The organism is Belnapia rosea, assembly GCF_900101615.1.
GTDB classification, from domain to species: domain Bacteria; phylum Pseudomonadota; class Alphaproteobacteria; order Acetobacterales; family Acetobacteraceae; genus Belnapia; species Belnapia rosea.
In genome coordinates this window covers 110,777-132,631 of sequence record NZ_FMZX01000004.1, presented here as the reverse complement: position 1 = coordinate 132,631, position 21,855 = coordinate 110,777, and the positions used below count along the sequence as shown (strand labels likewise).

The 21,855-nt window shown below is 69.8% G+C and carries 24 protein-coding genes and 1 tRNA gene; 10 read left to right on the top strand and 15 right to left on the bottom strand.

Annotated features, from left to right (window positions below):
* Positions 1 to 15 precede the first annotated feature (15 nt).
* From BLR02_RS11045 to BLR02_RS11025, 5 genes are read left to right on the top strand one after another with little or no spacing between them, the layout of a single operon-like run.
* Positions 16 to 885 (top strand): phosphate/phosphite/phosphonate ABC transporter substrate-binding protein, encoded by an 870-nt coding sequence (locus tag BLR02_RS11045; RefSeq protein ID WP_090663077.1) that lies wholly within the window; start codon positions 16 to 18, stop codon positions 883 to 885.
* Positions 882 to 1,628 (top strand): phosphonate ABC transporter, permease protein PhnE, encoded by a 747-nt coding sequence (phnE, locus tag BLR02_RS11040; protein WP_090568001.1) that lies wholly within the window; start codon positions 882 to 884, stop codon positions 1,626 to 1,628. Before BLR02_RS11045 ends, phnE begins: the two co-directional genes overlap by 4 nt.
* Positions 1,628 to 2,278 (top strand): phosphonate ABC transporter ATP-binding protein, encoded by a 651-nt coding sequence (locus BLR02_RS11035; protein ID WP_090663075.1) that lies wholly within the window; start codon positions 1,628 to 1,630, stop codon positions 2,276 to 2,278. The genes phnE and BLR02_RS11035 overlap by 1 nt, the downstream gene beginning before the upstream one ends.
* Positions 2,278 to 3,126: a metallophosphoesterase family protein gene (locus tag BLR02_RS11030; RefSeq protein ID WP_245704736.1), complete on the top strand. Its 849-nt coding sequence runs from the start codon at positions 2,278 to 2,280 to the stop codon at positions 3,124 to 3,126. Before BLR02_RS11035 ends, BLR02_RS11030 begins: the two co-directional genes overlap by 1 nt.
* A 26-nt stretch (positions 3,127 to 3,152) precedes the next feature.
* Positions 3,153 to 3,350: a DUF2934 domain-containing protein gene (locus tag BLR02_RS11025; RefSeq protein WP_090663072.1), complete on the top strand. Its 198-nt coding sequence runs from the start codon at positions 3,153 to 3,155 to the stop codon at positions 3,348 to 3,350.
* On the opposite strand, the gene BLR02_RS11020 is transcribed toward BLR02_RS11025, so the two are convergent.
* Positions 3,347 to 4,786 (bottom strand): NAD(P)-binding domain-containing protein, encoded by a 1,440-nt coding sequence (locus tag BLR02_RS11020; protein WP_090663071.1) that lies wholly within the window; start codon positions 4,784 to 4,786, stop codon positions 3,347 to 3,349. The genes BLR02_RS11025 and BLR02_RS11020 overlap by 4 nt on opposite strands.
* Positions 4,787 to 4,819: 33 nt before the next feature.
* Positions 4,820 to 5,065, bottom strand: a complete 246-nt coding sequence (locus BLR02_RS11015; RefSeq protein ID WP_090567987.1) for a DUF6356 family protein — start codon at positions 5,063 to 5,065, stop codon at positions 4,820 to 4,822.
* Between the two features lie 119 nt (positions 5,066 to 5,184).
* Here BLR02_RS11015 and BLR02_RS11010 point away from each other — a divergent pair, with 119 nt between their 5' ends.
* Positions 5,185 to 5,658, top strand: a complete 474-nt coding sequence (locus BLR02_RS11010) for an Lrp/AsnC family transcriptional regulator (protein WP_176849504.1) — start codon at positions 5,185 to 5,187, stop codon at positions 5,656 to 5,658.
* A 19-nt stretch (positions 5,659 to 5,677) separates the two neighbouring features.
* On the opposite strand, the gene dctP is transcribed toward BLR02_RS11010, so the two are convergent.
* Positions 5,678 to 6,721, bottom strand: coding sequence for a TRAP transporter substrate-binding protein DctP (gene dctP / locus BLR02_RS11005; protein ID WP_176849503.1), 1,044 nt, complete (start codon positions 6,719 to 6,721; stop codon positions 5,678 to 5,680).
* Positions 6,722 to 7,027: 306 nt separating this feature from the next.
* Here dctP and BLR02_RS11000 point away from each other — a divergent pair, with 306 nt between their 5' ends.
* Complete coding sequence (locus BLR02_RS11000; RefSeq protein ID WP_143018102.1) at positions 7,028 to 7,309, top strand: hypothetical protein; 282 nt, start codon at positions 7,028 to 7,030, stop codon at positions 7,307 to 7,309.
* A gap of 66 nt (positions 7,310 to 7,375) precedes the next feature.
* On the opposite strand, the gene BLR02_RS10995 is transcribed toward BLR02_RS11000, so the two are convergent.
* The 9 genes from BLR02_RS10995 to ffh all read right to left on the bottom strand — a co-directional run bounded on the left by BLR02_RS10995 (position 7,376) and on the right by ffh (position 14,215).
* A tRNA-Arg gene (locus tag BLR02_RS10995) sits at positions 7,376 to 7,452 on the bottom strand.
* Between the two features lie 70 nt (positions 7,453 to 7,522).
* Positions 7,523 to 8,638, bottom strand: coding sequence for a 3-isopropylmalate dehydrogenase (leuB, locus tag BLR02_RS10990; RefSeq protein WP_090663065.1), 1,116 nt, complete (start codon positions 8,636 to 8,638; stop codon positions 7,523 to 7,525).
* A gap of 24 nt (positions 8,639 to 8,662) precedes the next feature.
* Complete coding sequence (gene leuD / locus BLR02_RS10985) at positions 8,663 to 9,274, bottom strand: 3-isopropylmalate dehydratase small subunit (RefSeq protein WP_090567976.1); 612 nt, start codon at positions 9,272 to 9,274, stop codon at positions 8,663 to 8,665.
* The gene (leuC, locus tag BLR02_RS10980) at positions 9,274 to 10,704 is read right to left on the bottom strand and encodes a 3-isopropylmalate dehydratase large subunit (RefSeq protein ID WP_090567972.1); all 1,431 of its coding nucleotides are present in this window, start codon (positions 10,702 to 10,704) and stop codon (positions 9,274 to 9,276) included. Before leuC ends, leuD begins: the two co-directional genes overlap by 1 nt.
* A gap of 61 nt (positions 10,705 to 10,765) precedes the next feature.
* Positions 10,766 to 11,152, bottom strand: coding sequence for a 50S ribosomal protein L19 (rplS, locus tag BLR02_RS10975; RefSeq protein ID WP_090567969.1), 387 nt, complete (start codon positions 11,150 to 11,152; stop codon positions 10,766 to 10,768).
* A 27-nt stretch (positions 11,153 to 11,179) separates the two neighbouring features.
* The gene (trmD, locus tag BLR02_RS10970; RefSeq protein WP_090567966.1) at positions 11,180 to 11,935 is read right to left on the bottom strand and encodes a tRNA (guanosine(37)-N1)-methyltransferase TrmD; all 756 of its coding nucleotides are present in this window, start codon (positions 11,933 to 11,935) and stop codon (positions 11,180 to 11,182) included.
* Positions 11,932 to 12,444, bottom strand: coding sequence for a ribosome maturation factor RimM (gene rimM / locus BLR02_RS10965; protein WP_090567963.1), 513 nt, complete (start codon positions 12,442 to 12,444; stop codon positions 11,932 to 11,934). The genes trmD and rimM overlap by 4 nt, the downstream gene beginning before the upstream one ends.
* Positions 12,445 to 12,457: 13 nt before the next feature.
* On the bottom strand, positions 12,458 to 12,790 hold the full coding sequence (gene rpsP / locus BLR02_RS10960) for a 30S ribosomal protein S16 (RefSeq protein ID WP_090567960.1): 333 nt from the start codon (positions 12,788 to 12,790) through the stop codon (positions 12,458 to 12,460).
* Positions 12,791 to 12,817: 27 nt separating this feature from the next.
* Positions 12,818 to 14,215 (bottom strand): signal recognition particle protein, encoded by a 1,398-nt coding sequence (gene ffh, locus BLR02_RS10955; protein ID WP_090663062.1) that lies wholly within the window; start codon positions 14,213 to 14,215, stop codon positions 12,818 to 12,820.
* Between the two features lie 358 nt (positions 14,216 to 14,573).
* Here ffh and BLR02_RS28575 point away from each other — a divergent pair, with 358 nt between their 5' ends.
* A complete protein-coding gene (locus tag BLR02_RS28575; RefSeq protein ID WP_143018101.1) occupies positions 14,574 to 15,386 on the top strand; it encodes a hypothetical protein in 813 nt (270 codons plus the stop codon).
* A gap of 95 nt (positions 15,387 to 15,481) precedes the next feature.
* On the opposite strand, the gene infC is transcribed toward BLR02_RS28575, so the two are convergent.
* Together infC and thrS are read right to left on the bottom strand one after the other, a co-directional pair.
* On the bottom strand, positions 15,482 to 16,021 hold the full coding sequence (gene infC / locus BLR02_RS10950) for a translation initiation factor IF-3 (protein ID WP_090663059.1): 540 nt from the start codon (positions 16,019 to 16,021) through the stop codon (positions 15,482 to 15,484).
* Positions 16,022 to 16,074: 53 nt separating this feature from the next.
* Positions 16,075 to 18,033, bottom strand: a complete 1,959-nt coding sequence (gene thrS / locus BLR02_RS10945; RefSeq protein WP_090663057.1) for a threonine--tRNA ligase — start codon at positions 18,031 to 18,033, stop codon at positions 16,075 to 16,077.
* A 145-nt stretch (positions 18,034 to 18,178) separates the two neighbouring features.
* Here thrS and BLR02_RS29435 point away from each other — a divergent pair, with 145 nt between their 5' ends.
* Entirely contained in the window at positions 18,179 to 19,549 is a 1,371-nt protein-coding gene (locus BLR02_RS29435; protein WP_218127914.1) for an NYN domain-containing protein, read from the top strand.
* 99 nt (positions 19,550 to 19,648) lie between these two features.
* The gene (locus BLR02_RS10935; protein WP_090663056.1) at positions 19,649 to 21,127 is read left to right on the top strand and encodes a protein adenylyltransferase SelO; all 1,479 of its coding nucleotides are present in this window, start codon (positions 19,649 to 19,651) and stop codon (positions 21,125 to 21,127) included.
* A 12-nt stretch (positions 21,128 to 21,139) separates the two neighbouring features.
* Here the strand turns inward: BLR02_RS10935 and BLR02_RS10930 are convergent.
* Positions 21,140 to 21,855: hypothetical protein (locus BLR02_RS10930; protein WP_456303796.1), on the bottom strand; the 716-nt coding region annotated here is incomplete at its 5' end.

Sequence of the window (21,855 nt, the reverse complement as noted above, 5' to 3'; positions counted from 1 at the left end):
CAGGAGGATGACTGCATGACCCTGTCCCGCCGCCTGGCCCTGGCCTCGGCGCCGCTGCTTGCCACCTCTGTGCTGGCCACCCCGGCCCTCGCGCAGGGTGCCCCGCTCCGCTGCGCCGTCGGCCCCTTCCAGCCGACGGCCGGCGATACCCGCCGCGCCTACGAACCCTTCTTCGGCCATCTCGCCAGGGCGGTCGGCCGCCCGCTCGACCTCACCGTCACCACCGACTGGGCCGGCATCGCCGTCGCCCTCTCCAACGACCAGGTGGACCTGGCCTGGATGGGCCCCTGGGGCTACGTCCTGGCCAAGCACCGCGCCCGGGCCGGGGCCCTCGCCGTGGTGCAGTATCTGGGACGGCCAACCTACCGGGCGATCATCATCGCCCGGCCCGAGCTCCGCATCGCCCGCTTCCCCGAGGATGCGAAGGGGATGTCCATCTCCTTCGCCGATGCGGGCTCCACCAGCGGCTGGCTCGTGCCGCATTACTGGTTCAAGACCCAGGGCATCGACCCGCGGAGCTATTTCCGCTACCGCGACGGCTCCTCCCACGCCGCCAACGACCTCGCCGTGGCCAATGGCCAGGTGGACCTGGCGACGGATTACGACCGCAACCTCGCCGCCATGCTCGCCGCCGGGCGGCTGCAGGAGGGCCAGGTGAAGATCGTCTGGCGCTCCGAGCCGCTGCCGAACGACGCGCTGGCGGTGCGCGACGGGCTCGATCCCGGGCTTAAATCCGCATTGCGCGAGGCCGCCCTCGGCATCGATGCCGCGACGGCGTCACAGGTAATGCCCGCGAGCTACACCGGCTGGGTCGCCGCCACGCCGGACAGCTATGCGACGATCGAGGCCGCCGGCCGCGCCCTTGGCCGCATCGGCGGCGGATGAGGCGACTGCTGTGGCTGCTGGTGCTGGCGGCCTTCTATGCCGCCTGCATAGCGCTCGTGCAGCCCGACCTGCCACGCCTCTGGGCCGGGCTGCCCCGTCTGCTGCGCTGGCTGGCCGGGGCCTTCCCGCCCGATTTCTCCGGCCTGCCGGACCTCTTGCGCCGCGCGGCCGAGACGGTGGCGATCGCCACCCTCGGCACCAGCCTCGCCGCCCTCCTCGCCCTGCCGCTGACCCTGCTCGCCGCCCGGCCGGTGGCGCCGCTGCCCGCCCTCTACCATCCCGCACGGGGGCTGCTCGACGCGCTGCGCGGCATCGACGGCTTCGTCTTCGCGCTGATCTTCGTCGCCGCGGTCGGATTAGGCCCCTTCGCCGGCATGCTCGGCATCGCGCTCCACTCCGCCGGCTCCATCGCCAAGCTCTGGTCCGAGGCGCTGGAGACGGCCGATTTCGCCCCCGTCGAGGCGGCACTCTCCGCCGGCGGCAGCCGCGCCCAGGCGGCGGCCGTGGTGCTGCTGCCGGAGACCCTGCCGCAGACCGCCTCCGCCCTGCTCTATGTCTGGGAGTTCAACATCCGCGCCTCCACCGTGCTCGGCCTGGTCGGTGCCGGAGGCCTCGGGCAGGAGCTGAAGAACGCGGTGGACCTGCTCGACTTCGCCCGCGTCCTGGCGATCCTGATCATCATCGTGGCCCTGGTGCTGGCCGCCGACCGCCTCTCCGTCCTGCTCCGCCGGAGGCTCGCCTGATGCTGGAGACGCGGCGCGGCCTCGTGCTGCGTGGCCTCGGCCTCTCCCTCGGCGGCAGGATGGTGCTGCGCGACATCTCGCTGGATGTGGCCCCCGGCGAGGTCGTCTCGCTGGAAGGCCCCTCCGGCGCCGGCAAGACCAGCCTGCTGCGCGCCGCGGCGGGGCTGCTGCCCCATGCCGGGCAAGTCCTCGCTGATGGCGGCCGCCCCGCCCTCGTCTTCCAGCAGCATGCGCTGGCCGGCCGGCTGACGGCCCGGGGCAATGTGCTGGTCGGCGCCCTCGGCCGGCTCGGCTTCTGGCGCCCGGCCCTCGGCGTCTGGCCGGCGGCGGAGGTCGCGGCGGCGGAATCCTGCCTCGCCCGCGTCGGCCTCGCCGGGCTCGGCGGCCGCCGCGCCGCCCATCTCTCCGGCGGCCAGCGCCAGCGCGTCGCCATCGCCCGCGCCCTGCTGCAGCGCGCCCCCGTCCTGCTGGCCGATGAGCCGGTGGCGAGCCTCGACCCGGCGAATGCCGAGGCCATCCTCACCCTGCTGCGCGGGCTGGCACGGGAGGGAGGCCTCGCCATACTGGTCAGCCTGCACCAGCCGGAACTCGCCCGCCGCTTCGCCGACCGGCGGCTGCGGATCGCGGAGGGGCATCTATGGGAGACCTGATGGACACCGACGCCCCCCTGCTCTGCTTCGGCGGCCCCTATTCCAACCGCCAGGCGCTCGAGGCCCTGCTGGAGGCGGCGGCGCGGCTCGGCATCCCGCCCGGGCGCATGCTCTGCACCGGCGATGTGGTCGCCTATTGCGCCGACCCCGCCGCGACGCTCGACCTGATGATCGGCGCCGGCATCCCGACCGTGATGGGCAATTGCGAGGAGAGCCTGGCCGCGGGCGGCGAGGATTGCGGCTGCGGCTTCGAGGAGGGCACGGCCTGCGACCTGCTCTCCCGCGGCTGGTTCGCCCATGCCTCCCGCCATGTCACGCCGGCCCACCGCGCCTGGATGGGCAGCCTGCCGCGCCGCATCGGCCTTCGCCTGGGCGGGCGGCGCCTCGCCGCGGTCCATGGCGGCGCGGCCAGCATCAACCGCTTCCTCTTCGCCTCCGCCCCCGACGCCGTCCTGGCGGATGAGATCGACGGGACGGGGGCGGAGGGCGTGCTGGCCGGCCATTGCGGCATCCCCTTCACCCGGCTGATCGGGGGGCGGCTCTGGCACAATGCCGGCGCCATCGGCATGCCGGCGGATGACGGCACGCCACGGGTCTGGTTCTCGCTGCTGATCCCCGAGGCGCGGGGCCTCCGCATCGAGCACCACGCCCTGCGCTACGACCATGAGGCGGCCGCCCGGGCCATGCGCGGGGCCGGCCTCGCCGAGGGCTATGCCGCGGCGCTCGGCAGCGGGACCTGGCCCTCGGCCGATATCCTCCCGCCCACCGAACGCGCCCGGCGCGGCCAGCCCCTGGACCTGCCGCCGGTTCTCTGGAACGTGCCAACCTTCGCCTCCGCCACGCGCTGAGTCCCGAGCGAGGAAGGAGCCAGCCCATGCCCGAGGACGAAGGCGAGTTGGAGGAGCGCATCCGCCAGCGCGCCCATGCGCTCTGGAGCGAGGCCGGCCGCCCCGAGGGCCGGGCCGAGGAGTTCTGGCACCGCGCCCGGCAGGAGATCGATCTCGCCGCCCGTGCCCCGCAGGAATTCGCCGGCGAGACCGGCGCCTCGCCGCTGCCTGAGGCGAAGAACTAGCCCCGCGGGATGAAGAAGGGCGTCGGCTCCAGCTCCGGCTCGTCGAAGGCTTCCAGCCGGGCGCGCATCACCGGGAAATCCTCGCGGAAGATATGCGCCGCGATGCGATGCGCCAGCCGCTCCGCCCCGACCGAGGCGCCGGGGATGTCAGAGGCGACCGACCCGATGCTGGCCGCCGCCGCATGGTTGAAGAGGTGGATGCGCGACAGGCCCGGGCATGCACCCGTCGCCCGCTCCTCCAGCTCGAACCCCTCGCCGAGCCAGGGGAAGCCCGCCAGGCCCGCATTCGCCTCCCCGGGCGGCGGCACATAGCGGTCGCCCCAGGTCGCAATGGCCGGCACCAGCCCCGCCAGCTCCGCCATCCCCTCCAGCCGCATGGCGAAGCCAGTGCCGAGGATGAGGAAATCCACCCGTTCCTCCCGCCCATCCTCGAAGGTCAGCGCCACCGCATCCGTGCCTCGCCGCGCCGTCCCGACGCGGCTGCTGAAATGGATGTGGAAGCCCGGGTTCCGCAGCGTCCGCAGCACCGTCTCATGCGGCGGCGGCGCCTTCACCAGGTCCAGATAGACCAGCAGGCTCCATTTCTCGGCCGGCGGCAGGCCCGCCCAGCCCTCGAAGAAGCCGGGGTTGGCCGAGCCCCGCCCCTTGTTGATCTGCGGCAGGCTCTCCCGCCGCACATGCATGTCGACCCGCGCCGCGCCGCGCTCCAGCGCCGTCGCCGCATTGTCCCAGGCCGAGGCGCCGGCCCCGATCACCGCCACATGCCGCCCGGCGAGCCGGCTGAACTCGATCGCTTCCCCGGTATGCGCCGCGCGGTCGGGCCAGAGCGCGGGGTCGATCCCCGGCGGCAGGGCGAAGCCGCCGGTGCCCGGCCGCCCGGTCGCCAGCACCACGCGCCGGGCCAGCAGCGTCTCGCCGGTCGAGAGCACCGCCTCCACCATCGCCGGGCCCGGCCGCAGCGCCCGCAGCGCCACCCCGTTCCGCACCGGCAGGCCCAGCATCCGCCGCACCCAGAGGATGTAGTCCTGCCACTCGGCATTGCGGATCTTGTAGAGCGCCGCCCAGGCCGCCTCGCCGAAGCGCGCCTCGTACCAGGCGCGGAAGGTGAGGCTCGGGATGCCGAGCGCGATGCCCGGCAGGTGCTTCGGGCTGCGCAGCGTCTCCATCCGCGCATAGGTCACCCAGGGGCCTTCCAGCCCCTCCGGCGCGGCGTCGATCACCTGGATGTTGCCGATGCCCTTCAGCCGCAGCGCCCCGGCGGCGGCCACGCCATACATCCCGGCGCCCACCACCAGCACGTCGAGCACCGCCGCCCCATCCGGCCCTGTGACCGTCGCCGGCCAGTTCGCCGGCGGCAAGCCGAGCAGCTCGAGGTCGCGGGCCACGCCGCGCTCATGCGCGGCCAGCTGGTCAGGCGGGGGAGGAAGGCTGTCCATTGCGCCGCAGCATAAACCCGGCGGCGCCCGCGGTCAGCCCGCCCGTTGCGCCTCGGCGGCCGGCGGCGCGTGGCGGATGCGGTTGGCCACCATGCGGTCGTGCAATTCGCGGATGGCGGTGGAGCCGGTCTTCTCGAAGGCGAAGGGCAGCAGCGCATGCAGGAAGCAGGCGAGCGAGGCGGTCAGCATCCGCCAGCCGAAGCTCGCCGCCGTGGCCATATGCTCGAGATAGGTCTCGTTGACCGAAGCGGGGTGGTGGGTGAAGGACCAGCGGGCCATGGAAGCTTCCTCTCGAAACCGGGAGATCATCGCCCGCCCATGCTGGTTGTGGCTTGCAAATTCAGCCCGCCAACGAAAGACTTCGGCAAGGCCATACCAGTCAAGCTGGGTTTCGAGGCATGGGATTCCAATTGGACCGGATAGACCGCAGCATCCTGTCCAGCCTGCAGGAGGATGCGACACTCTCCGTCGCCGAGGTGGCGGAGCGCGCCGGCATCTCCGCCTCGCCCTGCTGGCGGCGCATCCGCCGGCTGGAGGAGGAGGGCGTCATCCGCCGCCGGGTCGCCCTGCTGGATGCCGAGAAGCTCCGCGTCGGCGTCACCGTCTTCGTCAGCATCCGCACCAGCCAGCACAATGCCGCCTGGGCTGAGCGCTTCTGCCGCGCCGTCTCCGCCATTCCGGAGGTGGTGGAGTTCCACCGCATGAGCGGCACGGTGGACTACCTGCTGCGCGTCGTGGTGCCCGACATCGCGGCCTATGACGCGATCTACAAGCGGCTGATCGCGGTCGGCGACCTGCTCGATGTGAGCTCGAGCTTCTCGATGGAGCGGATCAAGTACACCACCGCCCTGCCGACCGACTACGCGCCCTGAGGTCATGCGCCACGAGGCGCTACCAGCGAGCGAAAGTACCGAGCGAGGGGCCCACCACCGCATTCCAGTTCTCGGCGCAGGACAGCCCGCAGCGCTGCGCCCAGCCCGGCAGCACCGCCGAGCTGAACAGGGCCCGGATGGCCGCGAGGCTCGCCGGATCCTCCCGCACCGGTACCAGCCGCCCGCGATCGGCCACCCTGCAGCGCGGCTCGCCGAAATTGCAGGCCTCGCCCTGGTCCCGGTCCTCCTCCGCCGCCTGCCATATGTCGGCCTGCAGGGCGGCGAAGCCCTCCTGCAGGCTGTCCCGCATCGCGGCCGGCAGCGCCTGCCAGCTCCTCTGATGCGCGGTGAGGAAGGACATCGCCCAGCCGAGCGGCAGGGTGGACAGGTGGGTGGCGATCCGGTGCAGGCCGATCGCATGACCCGGCAGGCCGCCGGTCACCGCGCAATCGACCGTACCATCCTGCAGGACGGCCTGGACGCGCCTGAATTCCAGCACCACCGGCTGCGCCCCAAGGGCAAGCAGCAGATCCGACTGGTTGACCGAGGCGACGCGGATGCGCCGCCCCTTCAGGTCCCGCAACCCGGTGAAGGCCTGGCGACAGAAGAGGAGCTGCGGCGGGCGCACGAGGGTCGCCAGCAACTCCGCCCCGTATTGCTCCGAGAGGATTTCACGGACCCTCGGCTCCCAGACCCTGATGAAACGGCGCAGCTCCCCGAGATCGCTCGACAGCAGGGGCAGGTCGGCGGCAGCGAGTTCCGGCTCGGCCAGCGCCACGGCATTCGCCTCCAGCGTGCCGAACATCACCACGCCGCTGCGCATCACGCTGAGCATCTGCCCCGGCTCGACGCCGGCCTGGGCAAAGGGTTGGATGGTGGCCAGCATCTGCCCGCCGGTGAGGCTCGGCACGCGCTGCGTCCAGAAGGGGACTTCGATCTGGTCGAACTGCCGGGTCCTGGCGAAACCGCCGATCACCCGCACGCGGATCGTGGCGGTTTGTTCGGCCCAGGCATCACCGGCCGGCCCGCAGAGCAGTGCCAGCAGGATGACCAGAAGCCGCACGGAAAGCCTCACCATACCTCTGCCGCCTGCCCTGGCATTCATAGCGGACCATAGACGCCGGACCTGCCTGGGCGTCCAGTAATTTCACGTTTTCGAGAGCGGGGCGCCGCAGCGACCCTGGCCGCAAGGCTGCATGGCGCGATGGCAATGGCAGGCCCTCGAGTTCCACCCGGTTGGCTGGCTCGCTGAGTCCGCGCCAGGTCGGGCCGGCGTCCACGACCTTGTAACGGAAGCAGTGTCTTTTCATTGGCGGTCGGCAACCGGAAGCCGCAGGCCCGGGCGACGGGGCAATCCTTGGAGACGCGGATGAAGCGGCGCAGCAAGCCGAGGCAGGGCCTGTTACCGCCGGAGGATGTCCTGTTCGGGCGGATGCGACCTGGTGGCGTGCCGCTGAACCTGTCGGCGCCAGGCGCCGGCATCGCCCTTCCCTGCGGCATCGACTTGCCGGGGATGATGGCGCCGCATCTGCCCGATGGCGTCATCCACACCGCGCGCTGCCGCTGGCAGCGGGGCGATGAGGCCGGCTTCGAGTTCATCGGCGGCACCGGCATATCGGCCGGCCAAGCCGCAACGGCGACACGCTCATGAGCGGTGCCATGTAACCGGCGCCTGCTGCGCCGTACAACACCGGTATCGGAAGCAATGAGGAAGAAATGGCGCGCCCGAAGAGATTCGAACTCCTGACCCCCAGATTCGTAGTCTGGTGCTCTATCCAGCTGAGCTACGGGCGCGCAGCCACCGAAGCGGCGAGGTGGGCGAAATAGCGGAGGCTGCGCCGCGGCGCAACCCCCAATCCGGCATCTAGAGCGAGAGCTTTTCCAACTCCCGCACCACCGCCTCGCCCATGACGCTGGTGCCGACCCGCGCCATGCCGGGCTGCATGATGTCGGCGGTGCGGAGGCCACCGGCGAGCACCTTCTCGACCGCCGATTCGACCAGCGCCGCATCCTCCTCCATGCCGAAGGACCAGCGCAGCAGCATGGCGAAGGACAGGATCTGCGCACATGGGTTGGCGATGCCGCGCCCGGCGATATCCGGTGCCGAGCCGTGGATGGGCTCGTACAGCGCGTAGCGCTTGCCGCTGGTGGGATCGACGGCGCCGAGCGTCGCCGAGGGCAGCATGCCGAGCGAGCCGGTCAGCGCCGCCGCCAGGTCGCTCAGCACGTCGCCGAAGAGGTTGCTGCCGAGGATGACGTCGAACTGCTTCGGCCGGCTGCAGAGCTGCATGGCGCAGTTGTCGGCATACATGTTCTCGAGCTCGACATCCGGGTACTCGGCCCGCTGCACCTCGCCGACCACAGCCCGCCAGAGCCGGCCGGACTGCATGACATTGGCCTTCTCGACGCTGGTCACCTTGTTCCGGCGCTTGCGTGCCAGGTCGAAGGCGACGCGCGCCACGCGGGCGATCTCGTCCTCATGGTAGACATCGGTGTCGAAGCCACGGCGCTTGCCGTCCGGCAGCGTCTCGACGCCGCGCGGCTCGCCGAAATAGACGCCGCCCACCGTCTCCCGCACCACCATGATGTCGACGCCACGGACGATGTCGGCCTTCAGCGAGGAGGCCTCGACCAGCGGCTCCATCACCAGCGCCGGGCGCAGGTTGGCGAAGAGGCCAAGGTCCTTGCGCAGCCGCAGGATGCCGAGTTCCGGCCGCTGGTCGAAGGGCAGGCTGTCCCATTTCGGCCCGCCGACGCTGCCGAACAGCACCGCATCCGCCGAGCGCGCCTTCGCCACCGTCTCATCCGGGCAGGGCGAGCCGACGGCATCGATCGCCGCGCCGCCAACCATCCCTTCCTCGATCCGGAAGGTCACGCTCCGGCGGCGGTCCATCCAGTCGATGACGCGGTGAACCTCGCGCATGACCTCGGGGCCGATGCCGTCACCCGGCAGCACCAGCAGCGTCTTGTTCGCAGCCATCGACTTCTCTCTCCGCTTGCGCCGTCAGCCGTAGAGCCAGGGCTGCGCCGCCTTCTGCTTCGCCTCGAACCCGTCGATCGCGCCCGCGTGCTGCATGGTCTGGCCGATATCGTCGAGGCCGTTCAGCAGCAGGTGCCGGCGCAGCGGGTCGATCTGGAAGGGAATCTCCTCGCCTGTCGGCCGCACCACCACCTGCCGCTCCAGGTCGACGGTGATGCGCGCATTGCCGCCCATCTTCGCGTCTTCCATCAGCTGCGCGCAGACCTCGCGCGGCAGCTTCACCGGCAGCACGCCATTCTTGAAGCTGTTGTTGTGGAAGATGTCGGCGAAATCGGGGGCGATGACGCAGCGGATGCCGAAGTCGAGCAGCGCCCAGGGCGCATGCTCGCGGGAGGAGCCGCAGCCGAAATTCTCGAAAGCGATGAGGATCTCGGCCTTGCGGTACGGCTCCTGGTTGAGGACGAAGTCGGGGTTCTCCGACCCGTCCTCCCGGTAGCGGAAATTGGCGAAGAGGTTCTTGCCGAAGCCCGTCCGGCTGATGCTCTTGAGGAACCGCGCCGGGATGATCTGGTCGGTGTCCACATTGGCCTTCGGCATCGGCGCCGCGATGCCGGTGAGCGTCGTGAAGGCTTCCATCAGACGGCATCCTTCGGCTGGTAGTCCCGCACATCGGCCAGATGCCCGGCCAGGGCACTCGCCGCCGCCGTCGCCGGCGAGACGAGATGCGTCCGCCCGCCCGGCCCCTGCCGCCCCTCGAAATTGCGGTTCGAGGTGGAGGCCGAGCGCTGGCCCGGCTTCAGCTTGTCGGGGTTCATGCCGAGGCACATGGAGCAGCCCGCCTCGCGCCACTCGAAGCCCGCTTCCTGCAGGATGCGGTCGAGCCCCTCCTCCTCCGCCTGCCGCTTCACCAGGCCGGAGCCCGGCACCACCAGCGCCCGCACCCCATCGGCCACCTTGCGGCCACGGGCGATGCTGGCGGCGACGCGGATATCCTCGATCCGGCTGTTGGTGCAGGAGCCGATGAAGACGACATCGACCGGCAGGTCCTGCAGCTTCTGCCCCGGCGTCAGGCCCATATACTCGATCTTGCGGCGGAACTGGGCGCGCCGCGCCTCATCCTCCTGCGCCTCCGGGTCGGGCACGGTGCCGGTCACCGGCAGCACGTCCTCGGGGCTCGTCCCCCAGGTGATCTGCGGCGCGATCTCATGCGCGGCGAGCGTCACGATGCGGTCGAAATGCGCACCCTGGTCGGTCGGCAGCGTCCGCCACCACTCGATCGCACGCTCCAGCGCCGCGCCCTTCGGGCCGTTCGGCGTGCGGGCGATGTAGTCGAAGGTGGTCTGGTCCGGCGCCACCATGCCGGCCCGCGCCCCGCCCTCGATCGACATGTTGCAGAGCGTCATCCGCCCGGCCATGTCGAGCGCGCGGATGGCGTCGCCCGCATACTCGATCACATGGCCGGTGCCGCCCGCGGTGCCGATCCGGCCGATGATGGCGAGGGTGATGTCCTTCGCCGAGCAGCCGACGGCGAGGTTGCCCTCGACCAGGACCTGCATGTTCTTCGCCGGCTTCTGCAGCAGCGTCTGCGTCGCCAGCACATGCTCCACCTCGGAGGTGCCGATGCCGAAGGCGAGCGCGCCCATGGCGCCATGCGTCGAGGTGTGGCTGTCGCCACAGACGATGGTCATGCCCGGCAGCGAGCGGCCGAGCTCCGGCCCGATCACATGCACGATGCCCTGGCGCTGGTCGAGCAGCGGGATGAAGGGCACGCCGAATTCGGCGACGTTCTTCTCGAGCGTCTCGACCTGCAGCCGGCTCTCGGGATCGACGATCCCGGTGTAGCGGCTGGCATCGGTGGCGATGTTGTGGTCGATGACCGCAAGCGTCGCATCCGGGCGCCGCACCTGGCGGCCGGCGGCGCGAAGCCCGTCGAAGGCCTGGGGCGTCGTCACCTCATGGGTGAGGTGGAGGTCGATGTAGAGAAGCGCGGTGCCGTCGGGCAGGGTCTCGACGACATGGGCATCCCAGATCTTGTCGAACAGCGTGCGCGGTTTCTGCGCTGACATGACGTTCCCCAAACTCTCTGACTGGCGCCCCGGGCCAGGCCGGCCCGGGGACGCCATAGGTTCAGCCTTGCGCCTCGGCCGTCGGACGGACCTCGCGCTTCTCCTCGATGCGGGCGGCCTTGCCGGTCCGGCCACGGAGGTAATAGAGCTTCGCGCGCCGCACCTTGCCACGGCGGACCACCGCGATCTCCGTCACGGAGGGGGAGTAGAGCGGGAAGACGCGCTCCACGCCCTCGCCATAGGAGAGCTTGCGGACGGTGAAGTTGCTGTTCACGCCCTTGTTGCTGCGGGCGATCACCACGCCCTCATAGGCCTGGCTGCGGACGCGCTCGCCCTCGACCACCCGCACCATGACGCGCACGGTGTCGCCCGGGCCGAATTGCGGCACGCCGCGAAGGGCGGAAAGGCGGGCGAGCTGGTCCGCCTCGAATTGCTGAAGCAGGTTCATGGTGCGTTGTCCTTTACAGTCCGATGTCTAGGCGGCGTTGACCTGGCCGTCCAGCGCGTGTGGGGTGGCGGAGCCATGCCGTGCCCACAGGTCGGGGCGGCGGGTCCGGGTGAGCATCTCGGCCTGCTCCCGCCGCCAGCGCGCCACCTCGGCATGGTTGCCGGAGAGCAGCACGGGCGGCACGGCGAGGCCGTTCCATTGGGTCGGGCGGGTATAGTGCGGGTATTCGAGGAGGCCTGCCGAGAAGCTCTCCTCCTCCCCGCTCGCGGCGGCGCCCATGACGCCGGGCAGCAACCGCACGCAGGCATCGAGCAGGACCAGCGCCGCCGGCTCCCCGCCCGAGAGGACGTAGTCGCCGATCGAGACCTCGAGCATCCCCCGCGCCTCGATGACGCGCTGGTCGATGCCCTCGAACCGCCCGCAGAGCAGGACGACCCCCGGCCCCTCGGCGAAGCCGCGGACCATCCGCTGGTCGAGCGGCACGCCCCGCGGGGTCAGGACGACGAGCGGCCGGTCCGGCCCCGCCGCCAGCGCCGCGGCGCAGGCCGCATCCACCACATCCGGCCGCAGCACCATCCCGGCCCCGCCGCCGCAGGGCGTGTCATCCACGCTGCGATGGCGGTCCGTGGCGAAGCCGCGGATATCGATGGCATCCAGCCCCCAGCGCCCCTCGCGCAGCGCCCGGCCGGCCAGGGACTGGCCGAGCGGTCCGGGAAACATCTCGGGGAAGAGGGTAAGGACGGAGGCCTGCCAGGGAGAGGGAGGGGGAGAGGCGGCTGTCATGCAGCGTCCTCCGCACCCGGCGGCACCACCACCTCCTCCGGCAGGACAATGGTGAGCCGTCCCGCGGCGAGGTCGATCACCGGCACCACCGCCCGGGTGAAGGGCAGCAGCCGCTCGGGCGGCCCCTCCAGCACCAGGAAGGCACCGGCGCCATGGTCTTCCACCGCGCGCACGGCGCCGAGGCTCTCCCCCGCCTCCGTCTCGGCCCTGAGGCCGATCAGGTCGGCGAGGTAGTATTCCTCCTCCTCGGCCGGCGGCAGCCTGTCCCGCTCGGCATAGAGCAGGGTGCCCGTCAGCCGCGCGGCGGCATCCCGGTCGCCGACGCCCTCGACCCGCGCCAGCCCTTCGGACAGCAGGGTGAGGGCGAAGTGCCGCGTGCCGGCCTCGTCGGTCAGCGGGCCATAGCCGGCGATCGCGGCGGGGTCGGCGGTGAAGCTGCGCAGCTTCACCAGGCCGCGCACACCGTGCGGCCTGCCGATCTCCCCCACCAGGATGCGCTTGCCGGCCACGGGCTACCCCCTATCAGCCAGCCGCGGCCGCGGCGCGTTCCTGCGCCTTCTTCTTCGGCGCGGACTGCTTCGGCTGCTCGCGGAACTCCGGCATCGGCGCCAGGTCGGCGCGGCCGAGGAACTTCGCGACGCGGTCGGTGGCGACGGCGCCCTCGCCCAGCCAATGCTTGATCCGCTCATCGAGCAGCCGGATGCGGTCGGCATGGTCGGAGGGCAGCATCGGGTTGTAGCTGCCCACCTTCTCGATGAAGCGGCCATCGCGCGGGCTGCGGCTGTCGGCCACGACGATGTGGTAGTAGGGACGCTTCTTGGCGCCGGCGCGGGCGAGGCGAATCTTGAGACCCATGGTCCTGGTTCTACTCCGTACTGGGTTCTAGAAAGGCTTCCGGCCACCGGGGAGGTTCATCCCCTTGGGGAGCAGGGCGCCGAGGCCACCCCGCATCAGCCCCTTCTGGCCGAGCTTGTTCATCCGCTTCATCATCGCGGACATCTCGTCGAACTGCTTGAGGAGGCGGTTGACCTCCTGCACCGTGGCCCCGCTGCCGGCGGCGATGCGCCGCTTGCGGGAGGCCTTGATGATGTCGGGCGCCCGCCGCTCCTTCGGCGTCATGCTGCCGATAATGGCGGCCTGGCGCTTGAGGATGGTCTGGTCGAGATTGGCGCCCTCGATCTGCTGCTTCATCTTGCCGATGCCCGGCAGCATGCCGAGAATGCCCGAGAGCGAGCCCATCTTGCCGATCTGCTTCAGCTGATTGGCATAGTCTTCCAGATTGAACTGGCCCTTCTGCATCCGGGCCGCCATCTTCTCGGCTTCCGCCTGGTCGATGGTCTCGGCGGCCCGCTCGACGAGCGAGACGATGTCGCCCATGCCGAGGATGCGCCCGGCGATGCGGTCGGGGTGGAAATCCTCCAGCGCGTCGAGCTTCTCGCCCGCGCCCAGCAGCTTGATCGGCGCGCCGGTGACGGCCCGCATGGACAGCGCCGCGCCACCCCGCGCATCGCCGTCGATTCGCGTCATGACGATGCCGCTGACGCCGACCTTGTCCTGGAAGGCCCGTGCCGTGTTGACGGCGTCCTGGCCGGTCATCGCATCGACGACGAGCAGCGTCTCATGCGGCCGCGTCGCCGCCTTGACCTGCGCGACCTCGTCCATCAACGCCTCGTCGATGGCGAGGCGCCCGGCGGTATCCAGCACCACCACGTCGAACAGCTCGCGCCGCCCGAGATCCATGGCGCGGGCCGCGATCTGCAGCGGCGTCTCCCCGGCGACGATCGGCAGGCTGGCGACGCCCACCTGCCGCGCCAGCGTCTCCAGCTGCAGCTGCGCCGCCGGACGGTGCACGTCGAGCGAGGCGAGCAGCACCTTCTTCTTGTCGCGGTTCTTCAGCCGCAGCGCGATCTTGCCCGAGGTCGTGGTCTTGCCCGAGCCCTGGAGCCCGACCATCAGGATCGGCACCGGCGACGGCGCGTTGAGGTCGAGCCCCCGCGCGCCGGTATCGCCCTCGCCCCCGCCCAGCGCCTCGACCAGCGCGTCGTTGACGATCTTGATGACCTGCTGGGCCGGCGAGACGCTCTTCAGCACCTCGACGCCGACCGCCCGTTCCCGGACCTTGGCCGTGAGGTCCTTGACCACCGGCAGGGCGACATCGGCCTCCAGCAACGCCACGCGCACCTCGCGCAGCGCCTCGTTCACGTCAGCCTCCGACAGCGCGCCACGGCGGCGCAGCCGGTCGAAGACCCCGTTCAGCTTGCTGGACAATGCCTCGAACACTTGACCTGCATGCCTCCACGGTTTGGCGAAAATTCACGTATTTCCAAGTGACATTGCGTCGCTGCGCGAGACTTCGCGGAGCGACGGAGCCTCTTGACTAGCAAGAGACCTTAAGAGGAGACAGCCAAGTAAGACTGTTTGCTCGCCCTGTCAAGCGGAACCAACCTGGGCTTCGCCGGCCTTAAGGAGCTTTACCACAGCAAGTCCAGCAGCGTACCATTACGATATGAGAAAATACACAGTCCTGCTTCTTTGTGGTTTAATCTTAAACTTGGGGCCACGCGTCGGGCTAAGCGCGCCCAATCTCGCCCCTCCTCCGCCAACTAACAGCAACGCTTTGCCGCCACATTATGACGGTATGGATTTAGAGGAGATACAGAAATTAGTGCGAAATTGGCAGCGCAGAGTCGAAAACCTTCAAAAAGGCGAATTTGAAACAACTGAAGCTTTCAACGAACGTAAGAGAAGCCTTAATTCAGCCCCTTTAGCTCCAGGACTGGACCGTGACGCGACCTTTGTTTTTCGCATCAACGGCCCAAGGTATGATGCTGACCGTAGGGCTTTTGATTTCCCAAACTGGTCTCCAGTAGCCGAGAAGGAAAGAGACAGCAGCGAACCGGCAATTAGATTAAACGGACGTCAGTATACAACAATTTCATATTTTGATTGGCAAAAAACAACACGAGAGTCATTTTATGTAGGACAAAATTTTCTTGGCACTGAGGTTCTCATTAGGCGAACCGAAGAGAACATACTTAGTATATTAGTTTGTGTTGCCAGAGACAAGAGTGATGCTGACCGAGAACGAATGGATCGGCAATATTTTTCAAGGCCTTGGACCGGACTTGGCCCGGTACGACCACCATGTAAGACACACAAGACCCCTCCCGTTGTTATTGATCTTAATCGCGCTATGCAGCTGGCTGCAGGACTACGTTTTCTGATTTTTTGCAAATTAGATTTAGAAATCGGGGTAATTCAAGGTCCAAGTCGCTCCTATCGACCCAGCCTCAACCATCCTCATGAGTTTGTTTCTACATCGATTCTGCTTGCTGTGGTCCCAACCCACATTCTTCTCTATCATCAACCCTCGGGGGAGGTTTTGGGTCGTGCCACGCTCAACGCAGACGCAGCACAGCCAAGAGCCCGAACTCGTAACAGACCCCACTGAAATTAACACTTAACTCGAGGCAAAAACTACCAAAACTACAGACCGTGAAGCTGCAACAGCCTGAGCTGTTGCACTTCGCGAAAGTTGGAAAGTAACTATTTCGGCGCCAGCACCATGATCATCTGGCGGTTTTCCAGACGCGGCATCTGCTCGACCTTGATGGTCTCGCCAAGTTCCACGCGGATCCGCTCCAGTACCTTGATGCCGAGATCCTGGTGAGCCATCTCGCGACCGCGGAAGCGGAGCGTGACCTTCACCTTGTCGCCTTCGCCGATGAAGCCCTTCATCTGGCGCATCTTGACCTCGTAGTCATGGTCATCGATGTTCGGGCGGACCTTGACTTCCTTGATCTCGACGACCTTCTGCCGCTTGCGGGCTTCGTTCGCCTTCTTCTGCTGCTCGTACTTGAACTTGCCGTAATCGGTGATCTTGCACACCGGCGGCACGGCATTCGGGCTGATCTCGAGCAGGTCAAGCCCGGCGTCATAAGCCCGCAGCAGCGCATCGCGCGCGGACATGACGCCGATCATCTCGCCATCCTGGTCGATGAGCCGCACCTGGGGAACGCGAATATCCTCGTTGACCCGTGGGCCATCGCGGGTCGGCGGCTGATTCGAAACGGGGCCTCTGGCTATGGTCGTCTCCTGTCGTTGTGAAAGGGGTGGAGCGTTACTTTATGGGGCTTGCCTCACGCCGCTGCAACCATCGGAGCGGCCCCTGCACGATCCGGCGGCAAAGCCTCGGCGGCCAGTGAGCGGACCGCCTCTTCCAGCGGCATCGCCTGCTGCTCGCGGCCCGGCAGGCGGCGCAGCACGAGCGTCCGCTCCTCCGCCTCGCGCCGCCCGACCACGGCCAGCACCGGCACGCGCTGGTCGATATGGTCCACCACCTTGCGGTTGATCTTCTCGTTCCGCAGATCGAGGTCGACGCGGATGCCGGCCCTGGCCAGCGCCGCCGCCGCCTCCCGCGCATAGTCGTCCGCATCGGAGACGATGGTCGTCACCACCACCTGGACCGGCGCCAGCCAGAGCGGGAAGCGCCCGGCATGCTGCTCGATCAGGATGCCGATGAAACGCTCGAAGGAGCCGAGGATGGCCCGGTGCAGCATCACCGGCCGGCGGCGGCTGCCATCCTCCGCCACATATTCGGCCCCCAGCCGCTCCGGCAGAACGAAATCCACCTGCAGCGTGCCGCACTGCCAGTCCCGGCCGATCGCGTCGCGGAGGACGAATTCCAGCTTCGGCCCGTAGAAGGCGCCCTCCCCCGGGTTCAGCGTGTACTCGACGCCGGCCGTCCGGCAGGCCTCGCGCAGCGCCCCCTCCGCCTGGTCCCAGACCTCGTCCGTGCCCGCCCGCATCGCCGGCCGGTCGCTGAACTTCACCCGGAATTCGGGGAAGCCGAGATCGCGGTAGACCGAGGAGAGCAGCGCCACGAACTCCACCGTCTCGGCGGCGATCTGCTCCTCGGTGCAGAAGATATGCGCATCATCCTGGGTGAAGGCACGCACCCGCATGATGCCGTGCAGGGCGCCTGACGGCTCATAGCGGTGGCAGCTGCCGAACTCCGCCATGCGCAGCGGCAGCTCGCGGTAGCTGCGGAGACCCTGGTTGAAGATCTGCACATGGCAGGGGCAGTTCATCGGCTTCAGCGCGAGGACGCGGTCCTTCTCCGACTCGTCCTCGACGCGCGCGATGAACATCGCCTCGCGGAACTTCTCCCAGTGGCCCGAGGCCTCCCAGAGCTTCCGGTCCAGCAGCTGCGGCGTCCGCACCTCCTGATAGGCCGTCCCGTCCAGCCGCCGGCGCATGTAGTCCTCGAGCACCCGGTACAGCTTCCAGCCCTTGGGGTGCCAGAAGATGCTCCCCGTCGCCTCCTCCTGCAGGTGGAAGAGGTGCATCTCGCGGCCGATCTTGCGGTGGTCGCGCTTCTCCGCCTCCTCCACCTGATGGAGATAGGCGTCGAGCTCCTTCTGGTCCCGCCAGGCGGTGCCGTAGATGCGGCTCAGCATGGCGTTGCGGTGGTCGCCCCGCCAATAGGCCCCGGCCACCTTGGTCAGCTTGAAGGCGGTGCCGACATCGCCCGTGCCGCGCATATGCGGGCCGCGGCAGAGGTCGATCCAGTCGCCCTGGGAGTAGAGGCTGATCTCCTCCGTCTCCGGCAGGTCGCGGATCAGCTGCGCCTTGTACTTCTCGCCCCGCGCCTCGAAGAAGGCGATCGCCTCCTCGCGCGGCATGACGGATCGCACGAAGGGCGCGTTGCGCGCCACGATCTCGCGCATCTTCGCCTCGATCGCGCCGAAATCCTCCGGTGTGAAGGGCTCGTTGCGGGCGAAGTCGTAGTAGAAGCCGTTCTCGATCGACGGCCCGATCGTCACCTGCGTGCCGGGATAGAGCGCCTGCACCGCCTCGGCCAGCACATGCGCCGCATCGTGCCGGATCATCTCCAGCGCCTCGGGGTCGCGCCGGGTGATGAAGCGCAGGCTCGCATCATGCTCGATCAGCATGGCGAGGTCCCGCGTGACCCCATCCACCTGCATGGCGAGCGCCGCCTTGGCGAGGCCAGGGCCGATCGCCGCCGCCACGGTAGTCCCCGTCACCGGCCCATCGAAGGCGCGGACGGAACCGTCGGGCAGGGTGATCGCAGGCATGGCTCTGGCTGTGTCCTTCAGGAAAGGGGGCAGGAAAGGGGGCGGACCATGGGCAGCCTCGCCCGCGCTCGTCAAGCGCCACGCTTGCCCGCGGCACGCCCTTGTCCCATTTAGTCCGCCAATCCAGGGGGAGGAGTGGCGCCTCGTGACCGAACCGCGCCGTGCGGCGCTCTATGTCGACTTCGACAATGTCTTCGCCGGCCTTGCCGCCATCGACGAATGGGCCGCCTGGAATTTCGCCACCCACCCCGCCCGCTGGCTCAACTGGCTGGCCGAGGCCGCCCCGGGTGGCCCGCGCCGGCTGCTGGTCCGCCGCTGCTACCTGAACCCCGCCGGCTGGTCGGAGCCCGACCCGGGCGGCGACCTCGCCACCTGGCTCGGCCGGCCGCGCCTCTATTACAGCCGCTTCCGCCCGGATTTCGTCCGCGCCGGTTTCTCGGTGGTCGATTGCCCACGCCTCGCCCGGCTGAAGAACGCCGCCGACATCGTGATGGCGCTCGACATCCTCGATGCCCTCGCCCACCCGACCCGCTTCGAGGAGATGGTCATCCTCTCCGGCGACAGCGACTTCACCCCCCTGCTGCACCGGCTGCGCGAGCATGACCGGCGCATCCTGGTCATCGCCCCGGACAGCGCCACCGCCGCCCTGCGCGCCGCCGCCGACCGCACCATCCCCCTCACCGACTTCGCCACGGCCTGCCTGCCGCCCGCCGAGGCCGAGGCCGACACCGCGCCCGACGCCGGGTCCGGCCCTGGACCCGGCCCCGCACCGATGCAGGAGCCGGCCGCCACCGCCGGCGATGCCGTGGCCGACCCGGTCGAACCCTCGGCGCAGCGTGACGCCATCCTCGATGCCCTGCGCCGGCTGGTCGCCGCCTCCGCCACGCCGCTGCACCTGCCGGCGCTCGGTAAGCGCATCCATCACGAGCTGGGCGGCTGGGTGCGCCGCAGCCGCTTCGGCGGCGCCGGCACCCTCGCCCGCCTCATCGAGGGCACCGAGGACCTGGTGCTGGAAGCCGGCCCCGGCGGCGGCTGGCTCTACGACCCGCGCCGCCATGCGCCCCCCTCGTTCAACCAGCCCGACCTCCCCCCCGACCCGGAGCCGGAACCAGGCGCGCCGCCCGAGCTGCGGGCCGCGCTCGGCGAGGGGCTCGACCTGCCGCCCCTGGGGGCCGAGGCGCTGGAATTCCTGCTGCGCCACCTCGCCCGGCTGCTGCCGCTGCCCGGCCCGCCCGGCGCCGAGGCCCGCGCCGCGCTGCTGGCCGAGGCGGAGGCCGCCGGCTTCGACCTGTCCGCCCGCGCGGTGGACCAGCTCGTGCAATGGCTGGTGCGCGCCCGCGTCGACTGGCAGCCCGCCGCCGCGCCGGAGGACAGCGCCGCCCGGCTCGCCCGCGCCTTCTATGCCGAGCTCACCCGCCAGGCCGCCGCGGCCGGGACGCGGCTTCCCCCGGCGACGCTCGCCGCGCTGCGCGGCTGGGTCGGCCTCGCCCCCGCGCGCCCCGCCGAGGAACCCTGAGCCCACCCGGCGTTGAACCCGAATCGCGCGACGACCCGATCACGGAGACCATGGCCAGCGGTCCTGCACAGGCCGGCATGGCCGAGGAGCCCGCCCCCGATGCCCGTCCAGATTCCCTTCGACACGACCTATGCCCGGCTCCCCGACCGCTTCTTCCATCGCATGGAGCCGAAGCCGGTCGCGGCACCCCGCCTCGTCAAGCTGAACCTCCCCCTGGCCGAGGGCCTCGGCCTCGACCCTGAGGTCCTCGCCAGCCCCGAGGGTGTCGAGATCCTCGCCGGCAACCGCATCGCCGAGGGCTCGGACTTCATCGCCCAGGCCTATGCCGGGCACCAGTTCGGCCATTTCAACCCGCAGCTCGGCGATGGCCGCGCTATCCTGCTCGGCGAGGTGGTGGGGCGGGACGGCCAGCGGCGCGACATCCAGCTCAAGGGCTCAGGCCGCACGCCCTTCTCGCGCGGCGGCGACGGCCGTGCCGCCATCGGTCCGGTCCTGCGGGAATACATCATCAGCGAGGCGATGTTCGCCCTCGGCATCCCGACCACCCGCTCGCTCGCCGCGGTGCTGACCGGCGAGCAGGTCTTCCGCGAGGCCGCCCTGCCCGGCGCGGTGCTGACCCGCATCGCCGCCAGCCATATCCGCGTCGGCACATTCCAGTTCTTCGCCGCCCGCGGCGACGAGGAGGCGGTGCGCCTGCTTGCCGACCATGTCATCGCCCGCCACTACCCGGAGGTGGCCGGCGCCGACGCGCCCTATCTCCGCCTGCTCGAGGGCGTCATCGCCCGCCAGGCCGCCCTCGTCGCGCAGTGGATGCTGGTCGGCTTCATCCATGGCGTGATGAACACCGACAACACCACCATCTCCGGCGAGACGATCGACTACGGCCCCTGCGCCTTCATGGACCATTACGACCCGGCGACCGTCTTCAGCTCCATCGACCATGCCGGCCGCTACGCCTATGGCAACCAGCCGCGCATCATGCAGTGGAACCTCGCCCGCCTGGCCGAGGCGCTGCTGCCCCTGCTGGCCGAGGACGAGCAGAAGGCCGTCGAGATCGCGCAGGAGGCACTGGGCGGCTTCGTCCCGCTCTTCCAGGCCGCCTGGCTGGAGGGCATGCGCCGCAAGATCGGCCTGGCCACGGCGGAGGACGGGGACGCCGCCCTGATCGGCGGCCTGCTCGGGGCGATGCAGGAAGCCGGTGCCGACTTCACCCTGACCTTCCGCCTGCTCGCCGAGGCGGCGGCCGACCCTGGCGCCGACGCCTCCCTCGCGGCCCTGTTCGAGAAGACCGGCGGCTATGCCCCCTGGGCCGCCCAATGGCGCCAGCGCCTGGAGGCCGAATCCCTCGCCCCCACCGCCCGCGCCACGGCCATGCGCGCCGTGAACCCCGCCTTCATCCCGCGCAACCACCAGGTCGAGGCCGCGCTCGCCGCAGCGACGGAAGGCGAGGATTTCGCCCCCTTCGAGGCGCTGCTGGCCGTGCTGGCCCGCCCCTTCGAGGACCAGCCCGGCCAGGCCCGCTACGCCGCCCCGCCGGAGCCGGAGCAGCGGGTGCTGCAGACCTTCTGCGGCACCTGATCAGGCAGGCCGCTACAGCAGCATCAAATGGGCATCCGGCAGGAGGAGGTGCTCCGGCAGCGGCTCATGCGCGGGCAGCAGGTCATGGCCCGGCATCGGCTCCATGGCAGCCGGCATCATCAGCGGCATGTCGGTGACGTGCGGGCCGGGCTCCTGCGGCGCCATGTCCCCAAAGATGAACAGGTCCGGCAGCGAGGACGCATCGGCATCGGCGGCCTTGGCAGGGCCGTGATGATCGGCCACGGCCGGCATCACCAGCTCGCCGCCCCCCTCGGCGGGCGCCGCCTTGGCCAAGCCCGCCTCCTCGGCCGCTACGGGCACGGCCAGGGGCTTCTCCACCACAGCCTGGCTGCCGCTGCCCGGCCCGCCCGCCGCGTGATCCGCGCCCGCCTTCACCGGCTCCGGCGCATCGGTGCGATCGGCCACCACCGGCGCTGAGTCAGCCGCGCCGGTCCCGGTCGGGTCCGCGCCCTTCGGCTGGCTGCCAGCCTCCGCCTGACCTGAGGCCGCAACCTCCGTCGCTTCCGTCGCCGCGCCCGGCGTCACCTGGTCGACGATGTCGCCGACAGCCGGGAGATGCGGAGCGCTGCCGGCCTTGCCCGAAACCGGGCTCGGTGCCGCCACATCAACGGCTTTGCCCGGCACGGGCCTATCGACCGGCGCATTCCCGTTGCCGCCAGCCCCGCCCGAGGCGGCGTGATCCTCCGGACCCTTGGCTGGCCCAGGCG

Coding starts and splice junctions, on each gene's coding strand:
- BLR02_RS11015 (WP_090567987.1), bottom strand. CDS start 5,065: ATGGCCCGCTGGTCCTTCACCCACCACCCCGCTTCGGTCAACGAGACC.
- leuB (WP_090663065.1), bottom strand. CDS start 8,638: ATGGCTGCGAACAAGACGCTGCTGGTGCTGCCGGGTGACGGCATCGGC.
- BLR02_RS11000 (WP_143018102.1), top strand. CDS start 7,028: ATGAAGCGGCGCAGCAAGCCGAGGCAGGGCCTGTTACCGCCGGAGGAT.
- BLR02_RS10935 (WP_090663056.1), top strand. CDS start 19,649: ATGCCCGTCCAGATTCCCTTCGACACGACCTATGCCCGGCTCCCCGAC.
- leuD (WP_090567976.1), bottom strand. CDS start 9,274: ATGGAAGCCTTCACGACGCTCACCGGCATCGCGGCGCCGATGCCGAAG.
- BLR02_RS11030 (WP_245704736.1), top strand. CDS start 2,278: ATGGACACCGACGCCCCCCTGCTCTGCTTCGGCGGCCCCTATTCCAAC.
- trmD (WP_090567966.1), bottom strand. CDS start 11,935: ATGACAGCCGCCTCTCCCCCTCCCTCTCCCTGGCAGGCCTCCGTCCTT.
- BLR02_RS11045 (WP_090663077.1), top strand. CDS start 16: ATGACCCTGTCCCGCCGCCTGGCCCTGGCCTCGGCGCCGCTGCTTGCC.
- rplS (WP_090567969.1), bottom strand. CDS start 11,152: ATGAACCTGCTTCAGCAATTCGAGGCGGACCAGCTCGCCCGCCTTTCC.
- rpsP (WP_090567960.1), bottom strand. CDS start 12,790: ATGGGTCTCAAGATTCGCCTCGCCCGCGCCGGCGCCAAGAAGCGTCCC.
- leuC (WP_090567972.1), bottom strand. CDS start 10,704: ATGTCAGCGCAGAAACCGCGCACGCTGTTCGACAAGATCTGGGATGCC.
- thrS (WP_090663057.1), bottom strand. CDS start 18,033: ATGCCTGCGATCACCCTGCCCGACGGTTCCGTCCGCGCCTTCGATGGG.
- phnE (WP_090568001.1), top strand. CDS start 882: ATGAGGCGACTGCTGTGGCTGCTGGTGCTGGCGGCCTTCTATGCCGCC.
- BLR02_RS11020 (WP_090663071.1), bottom strand. CDS start 4,786: ATGGACAGCCTTCCTCCCCCGCCTGACCAGCTGGCCGCGCATGAGCGC.
- BLR02_RS11025 (WP_090663072.1), top strand. CDS start 3,153: ATGCCCGAGGACGAAGGCGAGTTGGAGGAGCGCATCCGCCAGCGCGCC.
- BLR02_RS11010 (WP_176849504.1), top strand. CDS start 5,185: ATGGGATTCCAATTGGACCGGATAGACCGCAGCATCCTGTCCAGCCTG.
- BLR02_RS28575 (WP_143018101.1), top strand. CDS start 14,574: ATGGATTTAGAGGAGATACAGAAATTAGTGCGAAATTGGCAGCGCAGA.
- BLR02_RS11035 (WP_090663075.1), top strand. CDS start 1,628: ATGCTGGAGACGCGGCGCGGCCTCGTGCTGCGTGGCCTCGGCCTCTCC.